Origin of the sequence: Streptomyces sp. NBC_00016, from assembly GCF_045040885.1 — a bacterium.
Lineage (GTDB): Bacteria > Actinomycetota > Actinomycetes > Streptomycetales > Streptomycetaceae > Streptomyces > Streptomyces coriariae.
Genome location: NZ_CP108304.1, coordinates 5,946,110 through 5,969,985 on the forward strand (window position 1 = coordinate 5,946,110; position 23,876 = coordinate 5,969,985).

Annotated in this window: 15 protein-coding genes; 4 read left to right on the forward strand and 11 right to left on the reverse strand. The window is 71.3% G+C overall.

Annotation, left to right across the window (positions count from 1 at the left end; all coding sequences use genetic code 11):
- The first annotated feature begins 270 nt into the window (after window positions 1-270).
- Entirely contained in the window at window positions 271-5,220 is a 4,950-nt protein-coding gene (locus OG933_RS26395) for an NAD-glutamate dehydrogenase (protein WP_362522645.1), read from the forward strand.
- Window positions 5,221-5,352: 132 nt separating this feature from the next.
- On the opposite strand, the gene OG933_RS26400 is transcribed toward OG933_RS26395, so the two are convergent.
- Together OG933_RS26400 and OG933_RS26405 are read right to left on the reverse strand one after the other, a co-directional pair.
- On the reverse strand, window positions 5,353-6,216 hold the full coding sequence (locus tag OG933_RS26400) for an ABC transporter ATP-binding protein (protein ID WP_362522644.1): 864 nt from the start codon (window positions 6,214-6,216) through the stop codon (window positions 5,353-5,355).
- The gene (locus OG933_RS26405; protein ID WP_020132368.1) at window positions 6,209-7,126 is read right to left on the reverse strand and encodes an ABC transporter permease; all 918 of its coding nucleotides are present in this window, start codon (window positions 7,124-7,126) and stop codon (window positions 6,209-6,211) included. Before OG933_RS26405 ends, OG933_RS26400 begins: the two co-directional genes overlap by 8 nt.
- Window positions 7,127-7,297: 171 nt before the next feature.
- Between OG933_RS26405 and OG933_RS26410 the strand changes: the two genes are divergently transcribed.
- Together OG933_RS26410 and OG933_RS26415 are read left to right on the forward strand one after the other, a co-directional pair.
- A complete protein-coding gene (locus OG933_RS26410) occupies window positions 7,298-7,945 on the forward strand; it encodes a TetR/AcrR family transcriptional regulator (protein WP_362270920.1) in 648 nt (215 codons plus the stop codon).
- A 34-nt stretch (window positions 7,946-7,979) separates the two neighbouring features.
- On the forward strand, window positions 7,980-8,624 hold the full coding sequence (locus OG933_RS26415) for a response regulator transcription factor (protein ID WP_267022808.1): 645 nt from the start codon (window positions 7,980-7,982) through the stop codon (window positions 8,622-8,624).
- Between the two features lie 110 nt (window positions 8,625-8,734).
- Here OG933_RS26415 and OG933_RS26420 read toward each other — a convergent pair whose 3' ends face one another.
- Window positions 8,735-9,232: a MarR family winged helix-turn-helix transcriptional regulator gene (locus OG933_RS26420; RefSeq protein WP_020132371.1), complete on the reverse strand. Its 498-nt coding sequence runs from the start codon at window positions 9,230-9,232 to the stop codon at window positions 8,735-8,737.
- 142 nt (window positions 9,233-9,374) lie between these two features.
- Between OG933_RS26420 and OG933_RS26425 the strand changes: the two genes are divergently transcribed.
- Window positions 9,375-9,788 carry an organic hydroperoxide resistance protein gene (locus OG933_RS26425; protein ID WP_020132372.1) on the forward strand — a complete coding sequence of 138 codons (414 nt, stop codon included), beginning with the start codon at window positions 9,375-9,377 and terminating at the stop codon, window positions 9,786-9,788.
- 22 nt (window positions 9,789-9,810) lie between these two features.
- Here OG933_RS26425 and OG933_RS26430 read toward each other — a convergent pair whose 3' ends face one another.
- The 8 genes from OG933_RS26430 to OG933_RS26465 all read right to left on the reverse strand — a co-directional run bounded on the left by OG933_RS26430 (window position 9,811) and on the right by OG933_RS26465 (window position 23,600).
- Complete coding sequence (locus OG933_RS26430) at window positions 9,811-11,370, reverse strand: hypothetical protein (protein WP_362522643.1); 1,560 nt, start codon at window positions 11,368-11,370, stop codon at window positions 9,811-9,813.
- Between the two features lie 222 nt (window positions 11,371-11,592).
- Window positions 11,593-12,870, reverse strand: a complete 1,278-nt coding sequence (locus tag OG933_RS26435) for a hypothetical protein (protein ID WP_405633516.1) — start codon at window positions 12,868-12,870, stop codon at window positions 11,593-11,595.
- A gap of 8 nt (window positions 12,871-12,878) precedes the next feature.
- Window positions 12,879-15,101, reverse strand: coding sequence for a CDP-glycerol glycerophosphotransferase family protein (locus tag OG933_RS26440; protein WP_405629170.1), 2,223 nt, complete (start codon window positions 15,099-15,101; stop codon window positions 12,879-12,881).
- A gap of 8 nt (window positions 15,102-15,109) precedes the next feature.
- Window positions 15,110-17,314 carry a CDP-glycerol glycerophosphotransferase family protein gene (locus OG933_RS26445; protein WP_405629171.1) on the reverse strand — a complete coding sequence of 735 codons (2,205 nt, stop codon included), beginning with the start codon at window positions 17,312-17,314 and terminating at the stop codon, window positions 15,110-15,112.
- Window positions 17,315-17,510: 196 nt separating this feature from the next.
- Window positions 17,511-19,787, reverse strand: coding sequence for a CDP-glycerol glycerophosphotransferase family protein (locus tag OG933_RS26450; RefSeq protein ID WP_405629172.1), 2,277 nt, complete (start codon window positions 19,785-19,787; stop codon window positions 17,511-17,513).
- 186 nt (window positions 19,788-19,973) lie between these two features.
- On the reverse strand, window positions 19,974-20,801 hold the full coding sequence (locus OG933_RS26455) for a carbohydrate ABC transporter permease (protein ID WP_405633517.1): 828 nt from the start codon (window positions 20,799-20,801) through the stop codon (window positions 19,974-19,976).
- A gap of 65 nt (window positions 20,802-20,866) precedes the next feature.
- The gene (locus OG933_RS26460; protein WP_362522639.1) at window positions 20,867-22,210 is read right to left on the reverse strand and encodes a sugar ABC transporter permease; all 1,344 of its coding nucleotides are present in this window, start codon (window positions 22,208-22,210) and stop codon (window positions 20,867-20,869) included.
- A gap of 7 nt (window positions 22,211-22,217) precedes the next feature.
- Window positions 22,218-23,600, reverse strand: a complete 1,383-nt coding sequence (locus OG933_RS26465) for an ABC transporter substrate-binding protein (RefSeq protein WP_362522638.1) — start codon at window positions 23,598-23,600, stop codon at window positions 22,218-22,220.
- Window positions 23,601-23,876 lie beyond the last annotated feature (276 nt).

Below are 23,876 nucleotides of genomic sequence, written 5' to 3' on the forward strand. Positions count from 1 at the left end.
CGGCGGACGCTGGTCGGCGCGGGCGGGACGGGGCCGACAGGGCCCCCAGGACGCCGTGCACCCCCCGGATGCACCTGGCGCGGAGAGCAGCGTCACACCCGGGAGTGGTGTCGAGAATGGCCGATAACCCCCCGCTCATCTCACCTTGCGGCATAGCGTCGGAACAGACCGGAGACCCCGGGCCGTGGCGTCGAGCCGCAGGGGAAGAGACCGTACTTCACGTACTTCCTTCTACGTCACGCAACGGCGCGCGACAGGAGCCAGAGGACAATGCAGACCAAGCTGGACGAAGCCAAGGCCGAGCTGCTCGAGAGGGCGGCGCGGGTCGCTGAGAACAGCCCGGTCGGGGGGCATCTACCGACTGGGACGACGGGCGAGGGTGGCGGTACTCCGGGGACCCCGGACCACGCCTCCCTCCTCGCGTTCCTCCAGCGCTACTACCTGCACACCGCCCCGGAGGACCTCAACGGCCGAGACCCGGTCGACGTCTTCGGAGCCGCGCTCTCGCACTACCGGCTGGCCGAGAACCGGCCGCAGGGGACGGCCAACGTACGGGTCCACACGCCGACCGTCGAGGAGAACGGGTGGACGTGCAGCCACTCGGTCGTCGAGGTCGTGACCGACGACATGCCGTTCCTCGTCGACTCGGTCACCAACGAGCTGACCCGGCAGGGGCGGGGGATCCACCTCGTCATCCACCCGCAGGTCGTCGTGCGGCGCGATGTGGCCGGCAAGCTCATCGAGGTGCTCAGCACCCCGCCCGCCGCGGGGGAGCTGCCGCACGACGGGCATGTCGAGTCGTGGATCCACGTCGAGATCGACCGTGAGACCGACCGGGCCGACCTGAAGCAGATCACCGCCGACCTGGTGCGCGTCCTGTCCGACGTGCGGGAGGCCGTCGAGGACTGGGAGAAGATGCGGGACACCGCGCTGCGGGTCGCCGATCACCTCCGGGAGGAGCCCGTCCCCGGTGATCTGGCGCGGCCCGAGGTCGACGAGGCCCGTGAGCTGCTGCGCTGGCTGGCCGCCGACCACTTCACGTTCCTCGGCTACCGGGAGTACCAGCTGCGCGGGGACGACTCCCTCACCGCGGTTCCCGGGACCGGGCTCGGCATTCTGCGCTCCGACCCGCATCACGCCGACGCCGACAGCCACCCCGTCAGCCCCTCCTTCGAGCGGCTGCCCGCCGACGCCCGCGCCAAGGCGCGTGAGCACAAGCTGCTGGTGCTGACCAAGGCGAACAGCCGGGCCACCGTGCACCGGCCCTCCTACCTCGACTACGTCGGTGTGAAGAAGTTCGACAAGGACGGGAACGTCGTCGGGGAGCGGCGCTTCCTCGGGCTGTTCTCCTCCGCCGCCTACACCGAGTCCGTGGTGCGGGTGCCGGTCGTGCGGCGCAAGGTCGAGGCCGTGCTGAAGGGCGCCGGGTTCTCGCCCAACAGCCACGACGGGCGCGACCTGCTCCAGATCATGGAGACCTACCCGCGCGACGAGCTCTTCCAGACGCCGGTGGACGAACTCCGGTCCATCGTCACGTCCGTGCTGTATCTCCAGGAGCGGCGTCGGCTGCGGCTGTACCTGCGGCAGGACGAGTACGGGCGCTACTACTCGGCGATCGTCTACCTGCCTCGCGACCGGTACACCACGGGCGTGCGGCTGCGGATCATCGACATCCTCAAGGAGGAGCTGGGCGGGACGAACGTCGACTTCACCGCCTGGAACACCGAGTCGATCCTGTCCCGGCTGCACTTCGTCGTGCGGGTCCCGCAGGGCACCGAGCTGCCGGAGCTGTCCGACGCCGACAAGGAGCGCATCGAGGCGCGGCTGGTCGAGGCGGCGCGTTCCTGGGCGGACGCGTTCCAGGAGGCGCTCACGGCCGAGCTCGGCGAGGAGCGCGCCGCGGAGCTGCTGCGGCGCTACAACAACGCCTTCGCCGAGGGGTACAAGGCCGACCACAGCCCGCGTTCCGCCGTTGCCGACCTGTGCCATCTGGAGCGGCTCACCGAGGAGCGGAACTTCTCGCTCAGCCTGTACGAGCCGGTGGGTGCCGCGCCCGGCGAGCGTCGCTTCAAGATCTACCGCAAGGGTGACGCGATCTCCCTGTCGGCGGTGCTGCCGGTCCTGAACCGGCTGGGTGTCGAGGTCATCGACGAGCGGCCGTACGAACTGCGCTGCTCGGACCGCACCAACGCCTGGATCTACGACTTCGGTCTGCGGATCCCCAAGTCGCTGGCGGGTCCCGGGGGCGACCTCGGTGACGACGGGCGTGAGCGGTTCCAGGAGGCGTTCTCGGCGACCTGGACCGGCAAGGCGGAGAACGACGGGTTCAACGCGCTGGTGCTGGGCGCCGGGCTGCACTGGCGGCAGGCGATGGTGCTGCGCGCGTACGCCAAGTACCTGCGCCAGGCCGGGTCCACGTTCAGCCAGGACTACATGGAGGACACCCTCCGGACCAATGTCCACACCACCCGGCTGCTCGTTTCGCTGTTCGAGGCGCGGATGTCGCCGGACCGGCAGCGTGCCGGGCACGAGATCGTCGACGCGCTGCTCGAGGAGCTGGACGCCGCCCTCGACGAGGTGGCCTCGCTCGACGAGGACCGGATCCTGCGGTCCTTCCTCACGGTCATCAAGGCGACCCTGCGGACGAACTTCTTCCAGGAGCGCGCGGGCGGCGAGCCGCACGACTACGTGTCCATGAAGTTCGACCCGCAGGCCATCCCGGACCTGCCGGCGCCCCGGCCCGCGTTCGAGATCTGGGTGTACTCGCCGCAGGTGGAGGGCGTGCACCTGCGGTTCGGGAAGGTCGCGCGCGGTGGTCTGCGCTGGTCCGACCGGCGTGAGGACTTCCGTACCGAGGTGCTCGGCCTGGTGAAGGCACAGATGGTGAAGAACACCGTCATCGTGCCGGTCGGCGCCAAGGGCGGCTTCGTCGCCAAGCAGCTGCCCGACCCGGGCGTGGACCGTGACGCGTGGCTGGCCGAGGGCATCGCCAGCTACAAGACGTTCATCTCGGCGCTGCTCGACATCACCGACAACCTGGTCGGCGGGGAGGTCGTGCCGCCGGCCGACGTCGTGCGGCACGACGAGGACGACACCTACCTGGTGGTCGCCGCCGACAAGGGCACGGCGACGTTCTCCGACATCGCCAACCAGGTCGCGGAGTCGTACAACTTCTGGCTCGGCGACGCCTTCGCCTCCGGCGGCTCGGCCGGTTACGACCACAAGGGCATGGGCATCACCGCCCGCGGTGCCTGGGAGTCCGTGAAGCGGCACTTCCGGGAGCTGGGCGTGGACACCCAGGCCGAGGACTTCACGGTCGTCGGCGTCGGTGACATGTCCGGTGACGTGTTCGGCAACGGCATGCTGCTCAGCGAGCACATCCGGCTGATCGCCGCCTTCGACCACCGGCACATCTTCATCGACCCGAAGCCGGACGCGGCGACCTCCTACGCCGAGCGCCGCCGGCTGTTCGAGCTGCCCCGCTCCAGCTGGGCCGACTACAACGGCGACCTGATCTCCGCCGGCGGCGGTGTCTTCCCGCGGACGGCGAAGGCGATTCCGGTCAACGCCCACATCCGCGAGGCGCTGGGCATCGAGGCGGCCGTCACCAAGCTGACCCCGGCCGACCTGATGAAGGCGATCCTGCGGGCGCAGGTGGACCTGCTGTGGAACGGCGGCATCGGCACGTACGTGAAGTCCGGTGCGGAGTCGAACGCCGACGTCGGCGACAAGGCCAACGACCCGATCCGGGTGGACGGCGCCGACCTGCGCGTCAGGGTCGTCGGCGAGGGCGGCAACCTGGGCCTGACCCAGCTCGGCCGGATCGAGTTCGCGCTGCACGGCGGCAAGATCAACACGGATGCCATCGACAACAGCGCGGGCGTCGACACCTCCGACCACGAGGTGAACATCAAGATCCTGCTCAACGGTCTGGTCGGCGAGGGCGACATGACCGTCAAGCAGCGCAACAAGGTGCTCGCGGAGATGACCGACGAGGTCGGCGCTCTCGTCCTGCGCAACAACTACGCGCAGAACACGGCGATCGCCAACGCCCTCGCCCAGTCCAAGGACATGCTCCACGCCCAGCAGCGCTTCATGCGCCACCTGGTCAGGGAGAAGCACCTGGACCGGGCCCTGGAGTTCCTGCCCACCGACCGGCAGATCCGTGAGCGCCTCGGCGCCGGCCAGGGTCTGACCAGCCCGGAGACGGCCGTCCTGATGGCCTACACGAAGATCACGGTGTCGGACGAGCTGCTGCACACCTCGCTGCCCGACGACCCGTACCTGCGCGGCCTGCTGCACGCGTACTTCCCGACGGCGTTGCGCGAGCGGTTCCCCGAGGGCATCGACAGCCACCCGCTGCGCCGCGAGATCACCACGACCGTCCTGGTCAACGACACGGTCAACACCGGCGGTACGACGTATCTGCACCGGCTGCGGGAGGAGACCGGCGCTTCGCTGGAGGAGATCGTGCGGGCCCAGACCGCGGCCCGGGCGATCTTCCGCTCGGCGCCGGTGTGGGACGCGGTGGAGGAACTCGACAACCGGGTCGAGGCCGACGTCCAGACCCGTATCCGTCTGCACTCGCGGCGGCTCGTCGAGCGCGGTACGCGCTGGCTGCTGAACAACCGGCCGCAGCCGCTCCAGCTCGCCGAGACCGTCGAGTTCTTCGCCGAGCGCGTCGAGCAGGTGTGGTCGCAGCTGACGAAGCTGCTGCGGGGCGCGGACCTGGAGTGGTGGCAGCGGATCCACGACGAGCTGGCCGACGCCGGTGTCCCGGACGAGCTGGCCACCCGGGTGGCCGGGTTCTCCTCGGCCTTCCCGGCGCTGGACATCGTCTCGGTGGCCGACCGTATGGGGCGGGACCCGCTGGACGTCGCCGAGGTCTACTACGACCTCGCCGACCGTCTGCACATCGCCCAGCTCATGGACCGCATCATCGAGCTGCCGCGTGCCGACCGCTGGCAGTCCATGGCCCGCGCGTCCATCCGCGAGGACCTGTACGCGGCCCACGCGGCGCTGACGGCGGACGTGCTGGCCGTCGGCAACGGCACCTCGACGCCCGAGCAGCGTTTCAAGGCGTGGGACGAGAAGAACGCGGCGATCCTCGGTCGGGCGCGCACCACTCTGGAGGAGATCCAGAGCTCGGAGACGTTCGACCTGGCCAACCTGTCGGTGGCCATGCGCACGATGCGGACGCTGCTGCGGACGCACTCGTAGGAAACCGGGAAAACCCCGGAAACACGGGAAGCAGGGGAAGCAGGGGGTGCCCCCGAGCCGTCGTGGCTCGGGGGCACCCCCCGTTGCGTCCGGTGGGTCCGGTGCGGTGGGTCCGGTGCGTCCGCCGTTCCGTCAGGCGGGCTTCGGCTTCGGCTTGGGCTTCTTCTTGTCCCCGGTGAACGCCTCGTACGCTTCGAGGACCTCCTCGGTCGGGCCGTCCATGCGCAGTTCGCCGCGCTCCAGCCACAGCACCCGGTCGCAGGTCTCGCGGATCGCGGCATTGCTGTGGCTGACCAGGAAGACGGTTCCGGCGTGCGCGCGCATCTCCTGGATGCGCTCCGCCGAGCGCGCCTGGAACCGGGCGTCACCGGTCGACAGTGCCTCGTCGATGAGGAGTACGTCGTGGTCCTTGGCGGCGGCGATGGAGAAGCGCAGCCGGGAGCCCATGCCGGAGGAGTAGGTGCGCATCGGCAGCGAGATGAAGTCGCCCTTCTCGTTGATGCCGGAGAAGTCGACGATCTCCTGGTAGCGCTCCTTGATCTGCTCGCGCGTCATCCCCATGGCGAGCCCGCCCAGGTAGACGTTGCGTTCGCCGGTCAGGTCGCCCATCAGGGCCGCGTTGACGCCGAGGAGGGAGGGCTGGCCGTCGGTGTAGATCTTGCCGTTCTCCACCGGCTGGAGGCCGGCGATCCCCTTGAGCAGGGTCGACTTGCCGGAGCCGTTGGTGCCGATGAGGCCGATCGCCTCGCCCTTGTACGCGACGAAGGTGACGTTCTTGACGGCGTGCACCGTGCGCATGCCGGCGGCCTTCTGGGCCTGCCGGGGGCGCATGATGCGGTTGAGGGCCGCCGTCGCGCTGCCGCGGCCGCTGCCGGTGCCGTTGATCCGGTAGACGATGTCGACGCCGTCCGCGATGACGGTGGGGGCCCGCTCGTCGACGGGCTCGGTGAGCGCGGTGGGTGCGGTGGGCGCGGTGCGCGTTGCGTTCTCAGCCACGGCCGTACGTCTCCTCAGCCTTCCAGAAGTAGATGAAGCCGCCGACGCCGGCGAGCAGCGCCCAGCCGGTCGCGACCAGCCACACGTGGGGCGGCAGCTGGCTCGCGTGGAAGCTGTCGATCAGCGCGAAGCGCATCAGGTCGATGTAGACGGCGGCGGGGTTGGCCCGCAGCAGGTCGGCGACCCAGGTCGGCATGCCCTGGTGCTTCTCGAGCAGGTTGTCGATGCTCCACATCACGCCCGAGATGTACATCCAGGTGCGCAGGATGAACGGCATCAGCTGGGAGATGTCCGGGGTGTTCGCGCCGAGCCGGGCCAGGATCATCGAGACGCCGGCGTTGAAGACGAACTGGAGTGTCAGGGCCGGAAGGACGAGGACCCAGGACAGCGCCGGCGGCACGCCCACGGCGAACAGGATGATCAGCAGGGCGGCCATCGAGAACAGCAGCTGCTGGAGTTGCTGGAGGCAGAACGAGATCGGCAGGGCGGCCCGGGGGAAGTGCAGGGCCCGCACCAGTCCGATGCTGCCGCCGATGGCCCGGGTGCCCGCCATGATCGAGCTCTGCGTGAACGTCCAGACGAACACGCCCGTGACCAGGAACGGGATGAAGTCCGCCACGCCCTTCTTGGTCTCCAGCAGGACACCGAAGATGAAGTAGTAGACCGCCGCGTTCAGCAGCGGGGTCATCACCTGCCAGACCTGGCCCAGCTTCGCCTGGCTGTACTGGGCGGTGAGCTTGGCGGTGGCGAACGCGGTGATGAAGTGGCGGCGCGCCCAGAGCTGGCGGATGTACTCGGGCAGGGACGGGCGGGCGCCGCTGACCGTGAGGCCGTGACGGGCGGCCAGAGCCGCGAGGTCGCCGTGGGGGGCGGCCTGTGTCTGGGGCGGTGTGTGGAGGACCTGACTCACATCCGCTGCTTTCGCTCGGGGGAAGGGTGCGGGCGGCGGCGTTTCCGTGGCCGCTCGACGTTTCCTTACGCTTTTCTTTACGTTTTCTTACGTCGGGACGGGACCGTATCGTCGCAACGTGAGAGTAGGCCGATTCGTCGTCGGAACGCAACCGTCTCGTCGTAACGCCCTATGCTGGTCCGTATGACGACGAACGCGACGAACGCCGATGGACCCCAGGTGCGCCCGCGCCGCCGGGCCCCCGCGGGCGCGGCCGTGCTCCGCGAGGATGTGACGGAGGCCATCAGGGCCGCCGTGTTCGAGGAGCTCGCGACCGTCGGCTACGCGCGGATGTCCATCGAGGGGATCGCCCGGCGGGCCGGGGTGGGCAAGACCGCGGTGTACCGGCGCTGGCGCTCCAAGCTGCACCTGGTCCTCGACATCGTCTCGGTGATCGCCGTGCAGGGACTGCCGGCCCCGGAGACGGGCAGCCTGGAGGGCGACCTGCGCATGCTCTACGAGGTGAGCTCCCGGGCCCTGCGGCATCCGGTGGCCTCGCAGATCATCCCCGACCTCCAGGCCGAGGCGGCCCGCAACCCGGAGATCGCCGAGGCCCTGCAGAAGGCGCTGAAGCAGGGGCAGGAGGAGGTCGCCCTGAAGATCGTGGCGGCGGCGGAGCAGCGCGGCGAGGTCCGCGCGGGGCTGAACGAGGAGCTGGCGCTCGATCTGATCTCGGGTCCGCTTTACTGGCGTTCGGTGGTGATCCGCAGCCCGAAGCTGCCCAAGGGCTACCTGGGTGCGCTGGCTCGTGCGACCACCGAGGCGATCAAGGCGCTGTAAGGGGCGCGGACGCCGTGACGGGAGCCGAGGTGGCATGAGAATCGTGATGGCCGAGGACAACGCCCTGCTCAGGGAGGGCCTGGTCCTGCTGCTGACATCGGCCGGGCACGAGGTCGTGGCCGTCGTCGGCTCCGGCCCCGAGGTCCTGCCGGCGCTCCTGCGGCACCGGCCGGACGTGGCGGTGCTCGACGTGCGGATGCCGCCGGGCTTCCGCGACGAGGGGCTGCGGGCCGCGCTGGAGGCCCGCGAGAGGATTCCCGGCCTGCCGGTGCTGGTGCTCTCCCAGTACGTCGAGGAGTCCTATGCCGCCGAACTGCTGGGCGGGGGCGCGAGCGGGGTCGGCTATCTGCTGAAGGACCGCGTGGGCCGGGTGGACGAGTTCCTCGACGCCCTGGAGCGGGTCGCCTCCGGCGGTACGGCTCTCGACCCCGAGGTCGTCACGGAGCTGATGTCCCGCCGCCGCGACTCACCACTGGACTCGCTCACCCCGCGCGAGCGCGAGGTGCTGAAGCTCATGGCCGAGGGCCGCGACAACACCACCATCGCCGACACCCTCGTCATCACCGAACGGTCCGTCAGCAAACACATCGGCAACGTGTTCCTGAAGCTGAGCCTCCCCCCGAGCGACAGCGGCCACCGACGGGTGCTGGCGGTGCTGGCGTATCTGAACAACGCCTGACCCGGGTCGACGGGGAAACTCGGGGGACTCGGGGGACTCGGGGGATTCGGGAAACTCGGGGGATTCGCGAGCGGTCCGTCACCGGCATCGCGTCGTGGGGGCCCGGCCCGTCATCCGCGCTCCGGTTCCTCCTCCAGGGCCGCCGCGTCGAGGGCCGAGGTGAGCTGGTCGAGGTGCTCGCGCAGGTCCCGGATCTCGTCCAGGTCGAACCCGGTCGCCGAAACGATCCGGCGCGGCACCCGCAGGGCCCGCTCGCGCAGGGCCGTGCCCTCCTCGGTGAGCCGGATCTCCACCGAGCGCTCGTCGCGCGCGCTGCGCTCCCTGCGCACCAGGCCGGCCGATTCCAGCCGCTTGAGCAGCGGGGAGAGTGTGCCGGAGTCGAGGCGGAGGTGTTCGCCGAGCTTCTTGACGGGCAGTTCGCCGTGCTCCCACAGGACCAGCAGTACGAGGTACTGCGGGTAGGTCAGCCCGAGTTCCTTGAGGATCACGCGGTACACGCCGTTGAAGGCGCGCGAGGCGGCGTGCAGGGAGAAGCAGATCTGGCTGTCCAGACGGAGCCAGTTCTCCTCGGCGTTCTCCTGCGCTGCGGGTGTGGGCGTCGCGGTCATGCCTCCAGGGTAGCTCCAGCGAGCCATTTAGTTGTGCACAACTTAATTGTGTGCTCTACTTATCTCCGTGAGGCGGTCCGGACGCGAACAGCGCGAGGGCCGGCCACCCCCCGACACGACTTCCGAGAGGGATGGTTCATCCATGGACGCGCTCTACACCGCAGTCGCCACCGCCACCCACGGCCGCGACGGTCGCGCCGTCTCCTCCGACGGCAGGATCGACCTCCAGCTGGCCCCGCCGGTGGAGCTGGGCGGCAACGGTCAGGGCACCAACCCCGAGCAGCTCTTCGCCGCCGGTTACGCGGCCTGCTTCGGCAGCGCCCTCGGTCTCGTCGGACGCCAGGCGAAGGTCGACGTCACCGACGCCGCCGTGACCGCCGAGGTCGGCATAGGCAAGCAGGGCGAGGGCTTCGGCCTCAAGGTGACGCTGCGCGTCGAGCTGCCCGAGGGCCTGGACGAGGCGACCGGCCGCAAGCTGGTCGAGACCGCCCACCAGGTCTGCCCCTACTCCAACGCCACCCGCGGCAACATCGAGGTCGACCTCGTCATCGAGTAGTCCCCGGCCGCTTCCGGGCGGTTCAGCGGGTCCCGACCCGCGCCAGTACCTCCCCCGTCCGCCGGCTCCACGCCACCACCACGGCCTCCTCGGGCACCGGGTGCCAGCGCGTCAGCAGCAGCCAGCGGATGCGGTAGCGGTGGGCGATCCCCACCCGCTCGGCGCGGGTCGACCCGAGGGAGAGGTAGGTGCGGACGTCGTCGAGGCGCCGTAGCCGCTCCCGTTCGTCCAGGGCCGCGTCCGGCCAGGCCGGCGCGGCCAGGTTCGGCCCGTACCCGGCGATCGTGTGGACCGCGTAGTACCCGTCGGTGACCACCACCTCGCCGGGCCCGATGTGCCGCGCGGCCCAGTCGTACGCGGGCCAGCGCGGCGGCGGTTCGAAGCCGACCGGGTCCAGCGCGCGCGGCACGACCGCCCCCGCCTGCACCGTGAGGAAACCGAGGCAGGCCGCGCCCGTCGCGACCGCGCCCAGCACCCGCCGCCCCGCCCGCCAGGGCCGGGGCGCCGCCAGTTCCACGGCCAGGGCGAACTGGAGCGGCACCAGGGTGAGCCCGAGGATCCGCCCACAGGTGTAGTGGCCGCTGACGAAGCCGTACGCCACCACCAGGCACTCCAGGGCGAACATCAGCACCAGCGGGTCGCGCACCGAGCGGCGGCCCCGCGCCCACAGCGCCGGCACCCCCAGCAGCGCCAGCCAGAAGTGGCCCAGCGGATCGTCGTACAGCCGCCGGTGCATCGCGTCCACACTGTCGTTCCCGGCCAGCTCGAACACGTCGAAGTACGGCCAGAGAGCGGCCACCAGCAGCGCCGCGGCCCCCGCCACCGCCCACCGGGCGGCCACCGCGGCCCGCCACCCCCGCTGCCACCCCACGACGAAGGCCGCGCCCCCGGTCACCGCCGCGATCGCCGTGATCGGATGCACCAGCAGGATCACCCCGTACAGCGCGCCGAGGGTCACATATCCCGTGTAGCCGCGCAGCCCGCTCGGACCCACGTAGCGCACCCGGCGCGCGTCACGCGCGCGCGTGCCCGCCAGGGCCCACGCCCAGAAGGTGAGCCCGATGGCGAAGGTGGACGGGTAGCCGAGGTTGCCGGTCATCGACATCAGGCCCAGGTAGCCGCTCCACCAGGCCCGCTCGGTGCCCCACAGCAGCGTCATCGCCGCCAGTGCGAGCACCGGGGCCCACGGTCTCGGCGTCAGCACACGCGTGAAGCGGCCGATGCCGGTCAGCAGCACCAGCAGGTTCACCGGGCCGGCGACCCGCAGCACCGCCCAGCCCGTCAGCCCGCTCACCCGGGCGAACGCGCCCTCCGCCACCGCGTACGGCGAGTAGTAGGGGCTGCCCGCGCCCGGCAGGTCGCCCATCGGGTGCCGCGGGTTCAGCAGACGGTCCTTCAGGCGTTCGACCACCGCCGCGTGCTGGCCGGCGTCGCAGCACTGCGGCACCCGCCAGTACGCCAGCGACATCAGCAGCCAGAACAGGAAGCCGACGGTCTGGTACGGGGTCGGCCGCCAACCCCGCCCGCCGCGCAGCGCCGTCGCACCGAGCGTGGGCCGCCGGGTCTGGACCCCGGTGCTCAACGGACGGCACCGGACCGGAACGCACCGGATCGGGCCGCACCACATCCGGCCGCACCACATCCGGCCGCACCACATCCGGCCGCATCGCATCGGGCCGCGCCGGGGAGGGAGTCGAACAGGGAACCGGGCAGGGAGCGCGACAGCGCACCGTACCGGGGTCCGAGCTGGGCAAAGAGGGGCATTGGCCGTATCTTCCCGCCCGGTCAACAGCCTTGCCGAAAGTCACCTCAAGGAGTGAGTCCGATCGGCGCCTTCTTGGGCCGGCAGGGCCACCCGCCCCCGCAGCACGGGCTCGAGCAGCAGCGGCACCCCCAGCACCGGCAGCAGCCACGCGAGCACGATCAACCGGTCGCCCCAGATGCCGATGTCCGGGTGTCCGGCCTGGGTGAGGACCCCGGTGCAGGCGGCGCCGAGCACGAAGACGCCGAACGCCCGCCGCCGCCCCCGCGCCACCCCCCACGCCCCGGCCGCCAGCGCGGCCACGAACAGCGGCTCCCACAGCTGCCGGCGCAGCCACTCCACCCAGAAGTTCCCCTGGAGACGCAGGAACTCGGGCCAGACCTGCGTGCGGTCCGGCCGGTCGAAGTGGTGGGTCAGCAGATCCTGGAGGCTCTCCGACTCGGACGGATAGTGCAGCAGCCTCGCCAGTACCAGCGTCCCCAGCACCCCGAAACCACCCGCCACGGCCACCACGACCACCCCCCGCCCCGGCGGCCGCCCGCGCCGTCGGCGCCGTACGGCGATCAGCGCGCCCGCGCCCGCCAGACACAGCCCGAGGAACAGCGCCTGTGAGTGCTTGACGGTGAACAGGGCGGCCAGCGAACCGCCGACCAGCCACGCCCCCGCCCGCACCTCGTCGTCCAGTGCCAGCGCGCACCCCCACACCGCCGCCAGCGTCAGCGCCAGCATCAGGCCCTCGGTCATCGGGCGCATGGCGGTCGTCCCGCACGGCAGCACGTAGTACAGGGCCTGCCCGGTCAGACAGACAGAGGTCGGCGCGCGCCGGGTGCGCAGGATCAGGAACACCAGCACCCCGCCCGCCGCCGTCACCGCGACACCCGCCAGCCACACGCCCCAGGTCACGCCGAACAGGGTGATGAACGGCAGCAGGAACACCGGGTAGCCGGGCCGCGCCTCGAAGATCCGCATGAAGCGCTCCGGCATGAACGGCACGGTGTGCCCGCCGGTCTGTCCTGCCTCGAGCCGCGCGTCGACGGCGCGCCACTCCCGCTCGCGGCACTCGGCGGTGACCCGGCGGCCCGGGTCGGGATCGTCGAAGCGGAGCACGTCCACGCTCTGCCGGCGGGCCGCGATCGAGGCCTCGCCCGCGCAGGCGTAGGCGATGGTCACGGCCGCCGCCTCGCGCTTGCCCTCACCGCGCAGACTCAGTGCGTACGACAGGTAGTTCTTGCTGTCCGGGGTGTCCCGGCCGGTCACGTTCGCGAGCTGGAGCAGCGCGAACACGGCGACCAGGACCAGCACCCAGGTGCGCGGCCGCAGGGGAGGTGTCACGTCGACGCGAGCAGATCGCGGGCGCCGGCCGGTCCGGGAACCTTCGGGACGGCGGCGAGACCCTCGGGGAGCTCCTCGCCCAGCAGCAGCCGCCGGACGACCCGCTCGGCGGCCCGCCCGTCGTCGTAGGCGCAGAACCGCTCCCGGAAGCCCGCCCGCAGCCGCGCCGACGCCTCGTCGCGCCAGCTGCCGGAGGTCAGCAGCCAGGCCAGCTCCCGGTAGGTGCGCGAGACCTGGCCGGGCGCGTCGGCGGTGACGTCGAAGTAGGCGCCCCGGCTCGCCGTGTACGCGGCCCAGTCGTCGGCGTGGACGACGATCGGCCGGTCCAGGTTGGCGTAGTCGAACATCAGGGCCGAGTAGTCGGTGACCAGGACGTCGGAGGCGAGCATGACGTCCTCGACACGCGGCTCGTCCGTCGCGTCCACCAGCACCCCGCGCCGGTGCAGGTCGGCCAGGCCCGCCCCGCGCGCCGGACCGGTCGCCAGCGACGGGTGCAGCCGTACGACGAGGGTGTGCCCTTCGCCCAGGTCGGCGGCGAGCCGGGCCAGGTCGAGCCGGTCGACGTGCCCGCCCCGCACGTACTCGCGGCGGGTCGGCGCGTACAGCACGACCGTGTGACCGGCCGGGATCCCGAGCCGCGCGCGGACCGCGAGACCCGCCTGCGCACCGGCGTTCACCAGCACGTCGTTGCGCGGGCTCCCGGTCCGCACCGAGGTGAAGTGGCACGGGTAGGCCCGCTCCCACACCAGCTCGGAGTGCTGGTTGGCGACCAGGCTGTAGTCCCAGCGGTCGGCGCGGCGCAGCATCTGCGGCACGTCCACGCCGTACCGGGCGCCGGGCCGCTGGAGCAGGTCGGCCGCCATGTACTTCAACGGGGTGCCCTGGTGGGTGTGGATGTGGACGCTGCCCGGCCGTTTGGCCAGGGTGCCGGGCCAGTTGACGTTGTTGACGAAGAAGCCGGCCCGCGCGACGACCCGGCGGTAGGCGGGGGAGTCGAGCAGCACGTGCTCCACGCCCGCCGGGAGCCGCTCGGCCGTCTCCTCGTCGCGCACCACCCACACCCCGCGCAGCTGCGGTGCGATCTCCCGCGCCTTCTCGTAGACGGCTCCGGGATCGCCGAGCACGCCCCGGTGCGAGAACGCGGAGTACAGGACGAGGCGCGGGTCCACCGCGCGATGCCCGCGCAGGGCGCTCGGACCCCGGCGCAGCCGCCCGGCCGCGGCCCGGCCCGCCTGCCCGCCGCGCCGGGCGAACTCCCGGCCCGTCTGCCCGGCCCTCCGCTTGATCCGGTAGGCCGTGTATCCGCCCTCCAGGACCCGGAGTTCGGCGGGCACCGGCTCACCGGCGGGCCGGTGGCGGGCGAACAGCTCGGCCGTACGGCGGAAGAACTCGCCCTTGTCCGACGGCGGCAGCCGGTCCGGCTTGGCGAGGATGTCGAGACAGTGCTCGCCCATCTTGCGGTGCAGATACGGCCGCCAACTCGCCAGTGCGGGGCGGGAGTCGACGAAGGAGAAGACCCGCTCGTACTGGTCGTGGACGTCGAAGTGCTTACGGCTGGTGGTGGACAGGATGTTGCCCTGCCGCCGCTGGCGGTAGTTCAGGCAGATCCGGTCCAGCGTGGCGATCCGCTCCGCGCTGAGCATGACCGGGAACGTCCAGGGGGTGTCCTCGTAGTAGCCGGGCGGGAAGGAGAAGCCGTTCCTCTCGACGAACTCCCGCCGGTAGACCTTGTTCCACACGACCATCAACAGGTCGAGGATCTCCGGGTGTTCGACGGCCGTGAAGGTGCCGTCGCCCGTCTCCGCGAGGATGTGGGCCAGGGCGTTCCTGCGGGTGCCGCCCCACCAGTAGGTGCGCGCGTAGTCGAAGACCAGCACGTCCGGGTCGCCGGCCTCGTCGAGCCGGTCGGCCATCGCGCGCAGCGCGCCCGGGGTGAGGGTGTCGTCGCTGTCGAGGAAGAACAGGTAGTCGCCGCCCGCGAGCGGCATGCCGGCGTTGCGGGCGCGGCCGAGGCCGGCGTTCTCCGGCAGGTGCAGGACCCGGACACGGTCGTCGCGGGCCGCGTACTCGTCGAGGATCGCGCCGCAGCCGTCGGGCGAGCGGTCGTCGACGGCGATCACCTCGATGTCCCGGTACGACTGCTCCAGGACCGAGTCGAGACACTCGCGCAGGAAGCCCTGCACCTTGAAACAGGGGACGATGATGCTGAAGCGGGGCACTGCGGAGGTCAGCTCCTTACGAGGGTGGAGGCGGCGGGGGCCGGGACGCGCTCGGCGAGCGGCCGCACGGGCTCGATCGCCTCCGGCGGCTCGTCGAGCAGCACCCGGCGCACCACGCGCTCGGCGGCCCGGCCGTCGTCGAACTGGCAGAAACGGGACCGGAACGCGGCCCGGCGGGCGGCGGACCCGGAGTCCGCGTACGAGCCGTCGCGGAACACCCGGGCCAGCTCCTCGGGCGTGCCGGCGACCGGCCCCGGCGGGGCTTCCATCAGGTCGAAGTAGACGCCCCGGGTCTCCCGGTAGACGTCCCAGTCGTCGGCGTACACGACGATCGGACGGTCCAGGTTGGCGTAGTCGAACATGATCGACGAGTAGTCGGTGACCAGCGCGTCGGCGGCCAGACAGACCTCCTCGGAGGAGCGGTGACCGGTGACGTCGATGACCCGGCCGGTGCCGCGCCGGCCGCCCCCGTCGTAGAAGTAGTGCGCCCGCAGCAGCACGACCACGTCCTCGCCGGCCGCCTCGCAGAAGGCCTCCAGGTCCAGGCCCGGCTCGAAACCGGTGTGGTAGTCGCGGTGGGTGGGCGCGTACAGGACGGCCGTGCTGCCCTCCGGCACCCCCAGCTCCCGCCGGACCCGGGCCACGTCGGCCGCGGTCGCCGTGTAGAAGACGTCGTTGCGCGGATAGCCGTACTCCAGCTGCTCGTAGGAGCCCGGGAAGGCGCGCTCCCACATCTGGGTGGAGTGGGTGTTGGAGGAGAGGTTGTAGTCCCAGCGGTCCACGCGGCCCAGCAGCTTGGTGAAGGAGCCGGTCGCGGCGGCGACGACCGGGTACGTGGACTGGTCGACGCCCATCTTCTTGAGCGGGGTGCCGTGCTGGGTCTGCACATGCACACTGCCCTCGCGCTTGACCACGCCCTCCGCGAAGTTGGCGTTGTTGACCAGGTACTTGGCGCGGGCCAGGACCTCCCAGTAGCGGCGGCTGCCGATGACGGCGTGGTCGACGCCGTCCGGCATCGCGTGCGCCTGGTCGGCCTCGACGAGGAACACCGAGCGGATGTGCGGGGCGAGTTCGGCGGCCTTGGCGTGGATCGCGGCCGGGCTGCACGCGTAGCCGCGCCCCCAGTACGCGCAGTACACCGCCAGGTTCGGGTCGATACGGCGGCGCAGCCGGCGCCGGTAGAGCAGGCGGGTGCGCAGGCCCTGGGGACGCGGGAGGCGCTCGACGGCGCCCGCGGCCTTCCGGTTGGCGCCGCGCAGCGCGCGGAACGCGGTGTAGGCCCCCGCCGCCAGCAGCCGGTGCTGCACCCCCAGGCTGCCGCCCGGCCCGCGGAAACCGGCCGGGCGGTGGCGCCGGTACAGCCGGCCCGCGCGGCGGAAGAAGGCCCGGCGGCGGCGCCCGGTCAGCCGGGCCGGGTGCGCGGCCGTCTTCAGGACGGCCGCGAAGAGCTGCGCGAAGAGGGCATCCGACCGGTCCCCGGACAGCCCGAGTTCGGCCGCCCGGGTCAGCACCGCCTCGATCCGGTCCAGGAGCTCCGGATGGTGTGCGCCCGGCAGGTTCAGCCGGTTGCCCTGCCGCCGCAGCAGATGCCGTACGACGACCGAGCGCAGCACCGCGATCCGCTCGGCGTGCACGGTGACCAGGCCGCCGAAGCCGACATCCGTGAAGTGCCCGTCGGGGAAGGTGAGCCGGTGCTCGGCGACGAAGGAGCGCCGGTAGAGCGTGCCCCACGCGGGCAGCTGCACGCCGGTGACGTGCGGGGCCTCGGCGGGGGAGAAGGCGCCCTTGGGTGTCCCCGCCAGCAGCGGGGCGGCCGGGTTGGCCGGCTCGCCGTCCCACCACGGGGTGCGCTCGTGCTCGGTGTACAGCACGTCGACGTCGCCGGTCTCGGTCAGCCGGGCGTCCAGCGTCGCCAGGGCGCCCGGGGCGAGGACGTCGTCACCGTCGAGGAACAGCAGATACGCGCCGGTCGCCGCCCGCATCCCGGTGTTGCGCGCCCCGCTCAGCCCGGCGGACGGTGGCGAGTGCACCGGGGCCACCCGGGAGTCCCGCCGCGCGTATCCGGCGGCGAGGGCCGCGGCCGGGGTGCCGGGCGCGTCGCTGACCGGGATCAGCTCGAAGTCGCCGAAGGACTGGGCCAGGACGGAGTCCAGCGCCAGGGACAACCGGCCCGCGACCCCATGGGACGGGACGATGATGCTGAAGCGGGGCATGCTGCTCTTTCTCTGTCGTTGCGGCGGACGGTCCACAGCGGAGGGTCCGGGGCGGTCGGTCTGCGCGGTCGGGCTACGGCGGGGTTCTTCGGGCGGTACGGGCGGGCCGCCCGGCCGGCCGCCGGCTGGACGGCCGGATCGGGGTGGGCCGTGACGAGCCGGAGGGCATGGCAACTTTCCTGAGGGCGAACGGGGTTCAGCGTCGGTCGGTGACGGGGAGGACCGGGCCGGCGGGCGGCGGCACATGGGCGAGCGCCGGGCGCCCCGCGGGCATCGTCGCCGAGGCGGCGGCCGACGGCACCGGACGGCGCTCGGCGAGCGGCACGACCGGGGGCAGCCGCGTCTCGCCCAGCACCACCCGCCGTACGACGCGCTCGGCGGCGCGGCCGTCGTCGTACGGGCAGAACCGCTCACGGAACGCGGCCCGCAGCTGGGTGGAACGGGAGCCGCGCCAGTGACCGGTCGCGAAGATGTCGATCAGTTCGTCCTCGCTGCGGGCGACCGCGCCCGGCGGGCAGCCGCGCAGGTCGAAGTAGGTGCCGCGGGCCGCCTCGTAGGCCTCCCAGTCGTCGGCGTGGATCACGATCGGGCGGTCCAGGCCGGCGTAGTCGAACATGAGGGACGAGTAGTCGGTGACCAGGGCGTCCGAGGCCAGGCAGAGGGACTCCACGCTCGGGTGGTCGGTGACGTCGATGACGCCCGGCACCGGCCGGCCGGCCGGCGCCTCCTGCCAGTAGTGGGCGCGGGCCAGGATCACGAAGCGGGGCCCCAGTCTGCGCAGGACCCGCTCCAGGTCGAGGTGGGAGCGCTGGACGCGGCGGTAGTCGCGGTGGGTGGGCGCGTAGAGGACGGCGACCGTGTCGCGCGGGATGCCGAGGGACTCGCGCAGCCGGGCCACGTCCGCCGAGGTCGCCCGCTGGAAGACGTCGTTGCGGGGATAGCCGTACTCGAGGGTCTCGTAGCGCCCGGGGTAGACGCGCTCCCAGGTGAGGGTGGTGTGGCGGTTGGCCGACACGACGTAGTCCCACTTGTCGACGCCCCTCAGCAGCTCGGCGAAGTCCATGTCGCGGGCGGCCGCCGGGCGCTCCTGGAGGTCGAGGCCCATGTGCTTGAGGGGCGTGCCGTGCTGGGTCTGCACGAAGACCTGACCGGGGCGCTTGACCAGCCGGCGGTCGAAGTTGACGTTGTTCACCAGGTACTTGGAGCGGGCCAGCGCCGTCCAGTAGGCGGCCGTCCCGGGACGCACCTGGCGGGGGCCCGGCGGGACGGCCGACCGATGCTCGGGGCGGGCGATCCACGCCGTGCGCACCTGCGGCGCGAAGGTACGGAACGCGGCCTCCAGCGCGCCCGGGTTGCAGCTGTGCCCGCGGCCCCAGTACGCGGCGAACACGGCCCGGTCGGCGCGCAGCGGCAGCTTCAACTGGATGCGGTAGTGGGCCTGGAGGACGCCCGCCCGCAGCGCGCGGGCGAGTTTCGAGACGGCCTTGTGGGTGCGCCGGCGCACGGTCATGGACGCCTGGAGCACCCGGTAGGTGCGGTGCACGCCGAAGTGGACCAGCGTGTGGCGCAGCCGGGAGCGCAGCGGGACCGGGATGCCCGGGGTGCGGTAACGGCGGTAGTGGGCGCGGGCCCTGCGCAGGAACTCGGCGCGTGAACCGCGCGGGAGCCGGTCGCGCTTGGTGAAGACCGTCGAGAGGTGGTCGACCATGCGGCGGAACAACACCGGTCGCCAGTGCGCGAGTTCGGGCCGCTGCTCGACGAACGCGAAGACCCGGTCGTACTGCTCGAAGACGTCGAAGTGGCCCCGGCTGGTGGTGGACAGGATGTTGCCCCGGCGGCGCTGGCGGTAGTGCACGCAGACCCGGTCGAGCGTCGCGATCGACTCCGCGGCCATCAGCGCCGGGTACGTCCACGGGGTGTCCTCGTAGTAGCCGGACGGGAACGTCAGGCCCACGCCCTCGACGAACTCCCGCCGGTAGGCCTTGTTCCAGGCCACCATCAGCACCCTGAGCAGCCCCGGGCGGTCCTCGAGCCGGAAGGGCGCGGTGCCCTCCTCGCAGAGGTGCGCCGCGAACTGGTTGCGTACGGTCTCGCCCGACCAGTACGTGCTCGCGTAGTCGTAGACCAGGACGTCCGGCTCGTCCGTCTCCCTCACCCGGTCGGCGATCGCGCGCAGCGCGTCCGGGGTGAGCGTGTCGTCGGAGTCCAGGAACAGCAGGTAGTCGCCGGTCGCGCGCTCCAGCCCGGCGTTGCGGGCCTGCCCCAGGCCGACGTTCTCCGGCAGGTGCACGGCGCGCACGCGCGTGTCTCGGGCCGCGAACTCGTCGATGATCTCGCCGCAGGCGTCCGGCGAACGGTCGTCGACGACGATCAGTTCGAGATCGGCGAACGACTGGGACAGCACCGATTCGAGGCACTCGTGCAGGTACGCCTGAACCTTGTACGCGGGGACGATGACACTGAACCTGGGCACGGCACATCCATGGGTCGGCGCGGACGGAAGACAGGGCCTTGCCCGGGAACGGCCGATGGAGTGAATTGGTTACGGTTCGTACGGCATACGGGGGATTGCGGGTGAACGGAAAGGGGCGGGCCGATGACCCGGCCCGCCCCTGCCCCACCGGCCACTTGACCGGCTACTGACCGACTGCGCGCTCGGCTATTTGACCGCGCCCGCCATCACGCCGGACACGAACTGCCGCTGGAACGCGAAGAACACGGCCAGCGGGATCACCATCGAGATGAACGCGCCGGGCGCGAGCACGTCGATGTTGTTGCCGAACTGCCGTACCTGTGTCTGGAGCGCGACCGTGATCGGCTGGCTGTCGGCGTTGGTGAACACCAGCGCGACCAGCATGTCGTTCCACACCCACAGGAACTGGAAGATGCCCAGGGACGCGATCGCGGGGGCACCCAGCGGCATCACGACGCGGGCGAACAGCCGCAGTTCACCGGCTCCGTCGAGACGGGCCGCCTCCAGCAGCTCGCGGGGGATCTCCGCGAAGAAGTTCCGCAGCAGGAACACCGAGAAGGGCAGTCCGAACCCGACGTGGAACAGGATCACACCCAGGATGTTCCCGAACAGGCCGACCTTGCCGAAGAGTTCGGCGATCGGGATGAGCGCCACCTGCACGGGCACGACCAGCAGCCCCACGACGCCCAGGAACCACCAGTCCCGGCCCGGGAACTCCATCCACGCGAACGCGTAGCCCGCGAGCGCGCCGATGACGACGACCAGGACCGTCGCCGGCACCGTGATCAGCACGGTGTTGACCAGGGAGCCGGTGATGTCGCCGTTCTCCAGCAGCTTCTGGTAGCTGTCGAAGGTGAGTTGGGAGGGTTCGCCGAACACCTTCCACCAGCCGTCGGCGCTCATGTCCTCGGGGGAGCGGAGCGAGGAGATGAGCAGCCCGATGGTCGGCACCAGCCAGAACAGGCCGACGACGATCAGGAAGGCGCGCACCAGCCCGCCGTTGAGCTTCTTCATGACCCACTCGAGCCGCTTCTTCGTCCCCTTCGTCCCCGTCGTCTCCTTCGTCCCCGTCGGCGCCGTCACCGCCGCACCTCCCGCCTGAGCCGACGCACGTTGAACCACATCACCGGGATCACCAGCAGCAGCAGGAACACCGCGATGGCGCTGGCGATGCCGGGCTGGTCCTCGGAGAAGCCCTTGCGGTACAGCTCCAGGGCGAGCACGTTCGCGTCGTCCTGCGAGGAACCGGGGGCGATGATGAAGACCAGGTCGAAGACCTTCAGCACGTTGATCATCAGGGTGACGGCGACGACCGCGAGGACCGGCGCCAGCAGCGGGACGGTGACTCTGCGGAACACCTGCCACTCGTTGGCGCCGTCCACCCGGGCCGCTTCGAGCAGCTCTCGCGGAATCCCCGCCAGGCCGGCCGCGATCAGCACCATCGCGAAGCCCGCCCACATCCAGATGTACGAGCCGATGATGGCCGGCGTGACCAGCGACGGGCCGAGCCAGTCCAGACCGTTGTACGCCTCCTTGAAGTTGCTCGCGGGCAGCCGTAGTTGGGCGCCGTCGGCCTGGGCGGGAAGCGTGAAGGTGCCGTCGCCGGCCGCTTTCGTCGAGGCCACCACCCTGCCGTCCTTCACCGCCTCGATCTTCATTCCGGCGTAGCCCAGTTCGGACGGGTCGGGCGCGCCGAGGGTGCCGACGCCCTTGCCGCGGGTGAAGTCCTGCCAGGCGGTCCCGGTGATCTCCCCTTGTTCGGGCCGCGCCTTCACGGCCTTCTCCGCGCCGCCGGGCATCTGGTCGGGGGCCACACCGACCAGCGGAAGGGCGACCGGGACGCCGGTGCGGACCGGGGTCTTGGTGATGAAGCCGCCGTCCTGCGGTCGCAGCGGCGAGTCGCGGCCCGGGTGGGCCTTCGGGAACGCCGACGACTCGGCGAACGTGTCGTGGACGCCCACCCACACCGCGTTGGCGACGCCCTTGTCCGGGTCCTGGTCGTAGACCAGCCGGAAGATGATGCCGGCGGCGAGCATCGAGATCGCCATCGGCATGAAGACGACCAGCTTGAACGCGGTGCCCCAGCGCACCCGTTCGGTCAGCACCGCGAAGATGAGACCGAGCGCGGTCGCGACGGTGGGCGCGAACACCACCCAGATCACGTTGTTCTTGAGGGCGGTACGGATGCCCTCGTCCGTGAAGAGGGCCTTGTAGTTGTCGACGCCGGCGAAGCCGTCGCCGGACTGGTCGTAGAAACTGCGCACGACCGAGTACCCGATCGGGTAGACCACGAGCGCGCCGAGCAGCACCAGGGCGGGCAGCAGGAACAGCGCGGCCACGGTCCTTCGGGTGCCGGTCACACTCTTGCGCGAGCGAGGAGGGGCGGGGGCCCCGGGAGCCCCCGCCGCCGCGGGCGTCGCCATCTCCGCGTCAGTTCCCGTACGCCGCTGCCGCGTCCGACTCCAGTTTCGCCTGGATGCCGGCCACGTCCGTCGGGTTCTTCAGGAAGTCCTGGAGGTCCTTCCACTCGCCCTTGCCGGGGGTGCCGCCGAAGGCCTGCGGGGCCTGGTCGGACATGTCGAAGCGGAAGTCGTCGCCGGCCGCGATCAGCGCCTTGGCGATCGTCTGCTGGACCTCGTTCGGGTACACGGAGACATCGACGTTCTTGTTCGGCGAGAGATAGCCGCCGAGCTTCGCCTGGATCTCCGCCGCGTCCGGCGAGGCCAGGAAGGTCGCCAGCGCCTGCGCGCCCTTGGAGTCCTTCAGGATGACGGCCGCGTCACCGCCGGAGACCACCGGCGCGGTGTCGCCGACCTTCGGGAACGGGAACACCTTGGCGTCCGTGCCGACCTTCGACTTGGTGTCGGCGATGTTGACCTGGACGAAGTCACCCTCGTAGACCATGGCCGCCTTCGGCTGCTCGCCGCCGGTGAAGGTCTGGGTCACCGAGGCGGGGAACTCGGTCTGGAGCGCGCCGCTCGCGCCGCCCGCCACCCAGTCCTTCTTGCCCCAGACCTGGGCCAGGGTGGTCAGGGCCTCCTTCACGGAGGGGTCCGTCCACTTGATCTTGTGCTGGGCGAGCTGGTCGTACTTCTCCGGGCCCGCCTGGGAGAGGTAGACGTTCTCGAACCAGTCGGTGAGGGTCCAGCCGTCGGCACCGCCGATCGAGAAGGGGGTGACGCCGGAGTCGTACACCGTCTGCGCGGTGGTCAGCAGGTCCTTCCACGTCGCGGGGTCGGAGGCGCCCGCGTTCTCGAAGACCTTGGCGTTGTACCAGATCAGCGACTTGTTGGCGGCCTTGTAGTAGACGCCGTACTGCTTGTCGCCCACCTTGCCGATGTCCTGCCAGCCCTGCGAGTAGTTCTTCGCGAGCTCCGCCTGGGCCTCGGCGCCCAGCGGTTTGGCCCAGCCCTTGTCGGCGGCCTGTTTGATGGCGCCGGGCTGCGGCAGCATCGCGACGTCCGGCGGTGAGCCGCCCGCGATCTTCGAGCCGAGGAAGTTGATGATCGGGTCCTGGGCGGGCACGAAGGTGATCTTCGCGCCGGTGCGTTTCTCGAACTCGGCGAGGACCTTCTTGAAGTTCGCCTGTTCGGTGCCGGTCCATACGGCGGCCACTTCGAGCGTGGTGCCGTCGAGCTTGGGGAGGGTGAGGGTGCCGCCGGATTCCTTGCCTCCGGTGCTGCTTTCGCTTCCGCCGCTCTTGTCGTCGTCGCTGCCGCACGCCGTGAGCGAGAGCGCGAGCGCCCCCGCCAGGAGCGTGGCGGCCGCCTTCACGGTCCTGCGTGTCCGGATGGTGTTGCTCGTGCTGCGCATCACTGCCCCGTTCTTCGTCCTCGTCGACTCGTGAACGTTCGAGCGCTGTCCCGTGAGCACTGGTCTACGCCGGGTGCCTGGGCTCGGCAAGGGCGCCTGTGCTGTCGAGCGGGGGATCGTGACCGCGTCGTGATCGCAAGGTGCGCGATTTTCGATGCGGGGGCGGTGCGTGGCCCGGCGCGGGCGTGAACGGAACGGGTGGCCGGGAGCCACCGCCCCGGTCACCCGTTCCGGTCACCTGTTTCCTGACCCGCCCGGGCCGGCTTCTCCCCGGAG

Coding starts and splice junctions, on each gene's coding strand:
- OG933_RS26465 (WP_362522638.1), bottom strand. CDS start 23,600: ATGCGCAGCACGAGCAACACCATCCGGACACGCAGGACCGTGAAGGCG.
- OG933_RS26460 (WP_362522639.1), bottom strand. CDS start 22,210: ATGGCGACGCCCGCGGCGGCGGGGGCTCCCGGGGCCCCCGCCCCTCCT.
- OG933_RS26415 (WP_267022808.1), top strand. CDS start 7,980: ATGAGAATCGTGATGGCCGAGGACAACGCCCTGCTCAGGGAGGGCCTG.
- OG933_RS26445 (WP_405629171.1), bottom strand. CDS start 17,314: ATGCCCCGCTTCAGCATCATCGTCCCGTCCCATGGGGTCGCGGGCCGG.
- OG933_RS26425 (WP_020132372.1), top strand. CDS start 9,375: ATGGACGCGCTCTACACCGCAGTCGCCACCGCCACCCACGGCCGCGAC.
- OG933_RS26395 (WP_362522645.1), top strand. CDS start 271: ATGCAGACCAAGCTGGACGAAGCCAAGGCCGAGCTGCTCGAGAGGGCG.
- OG933_RS26420 (WP_020132371.1), bottom strand. CDS start 9,232: ATGACCGCGACGCCCACACCCGCAGCGCAGGAGAACGCCGAGGAGAAC.
- OG933_RS26410 (WP_362270920.1), top strand. CDS start 7,298: ATGCTGGTCCGTATGACGACGAACGCGACGAACGCCGATGGACCCCAG.
- OG933_RS26455 (WP_405633517.1), bottom strand. CDS start 20,801: ATGAAGAAGCTCAACGGCGGGCTGGTGCGCGCCTTCCTGATCGTCGTC.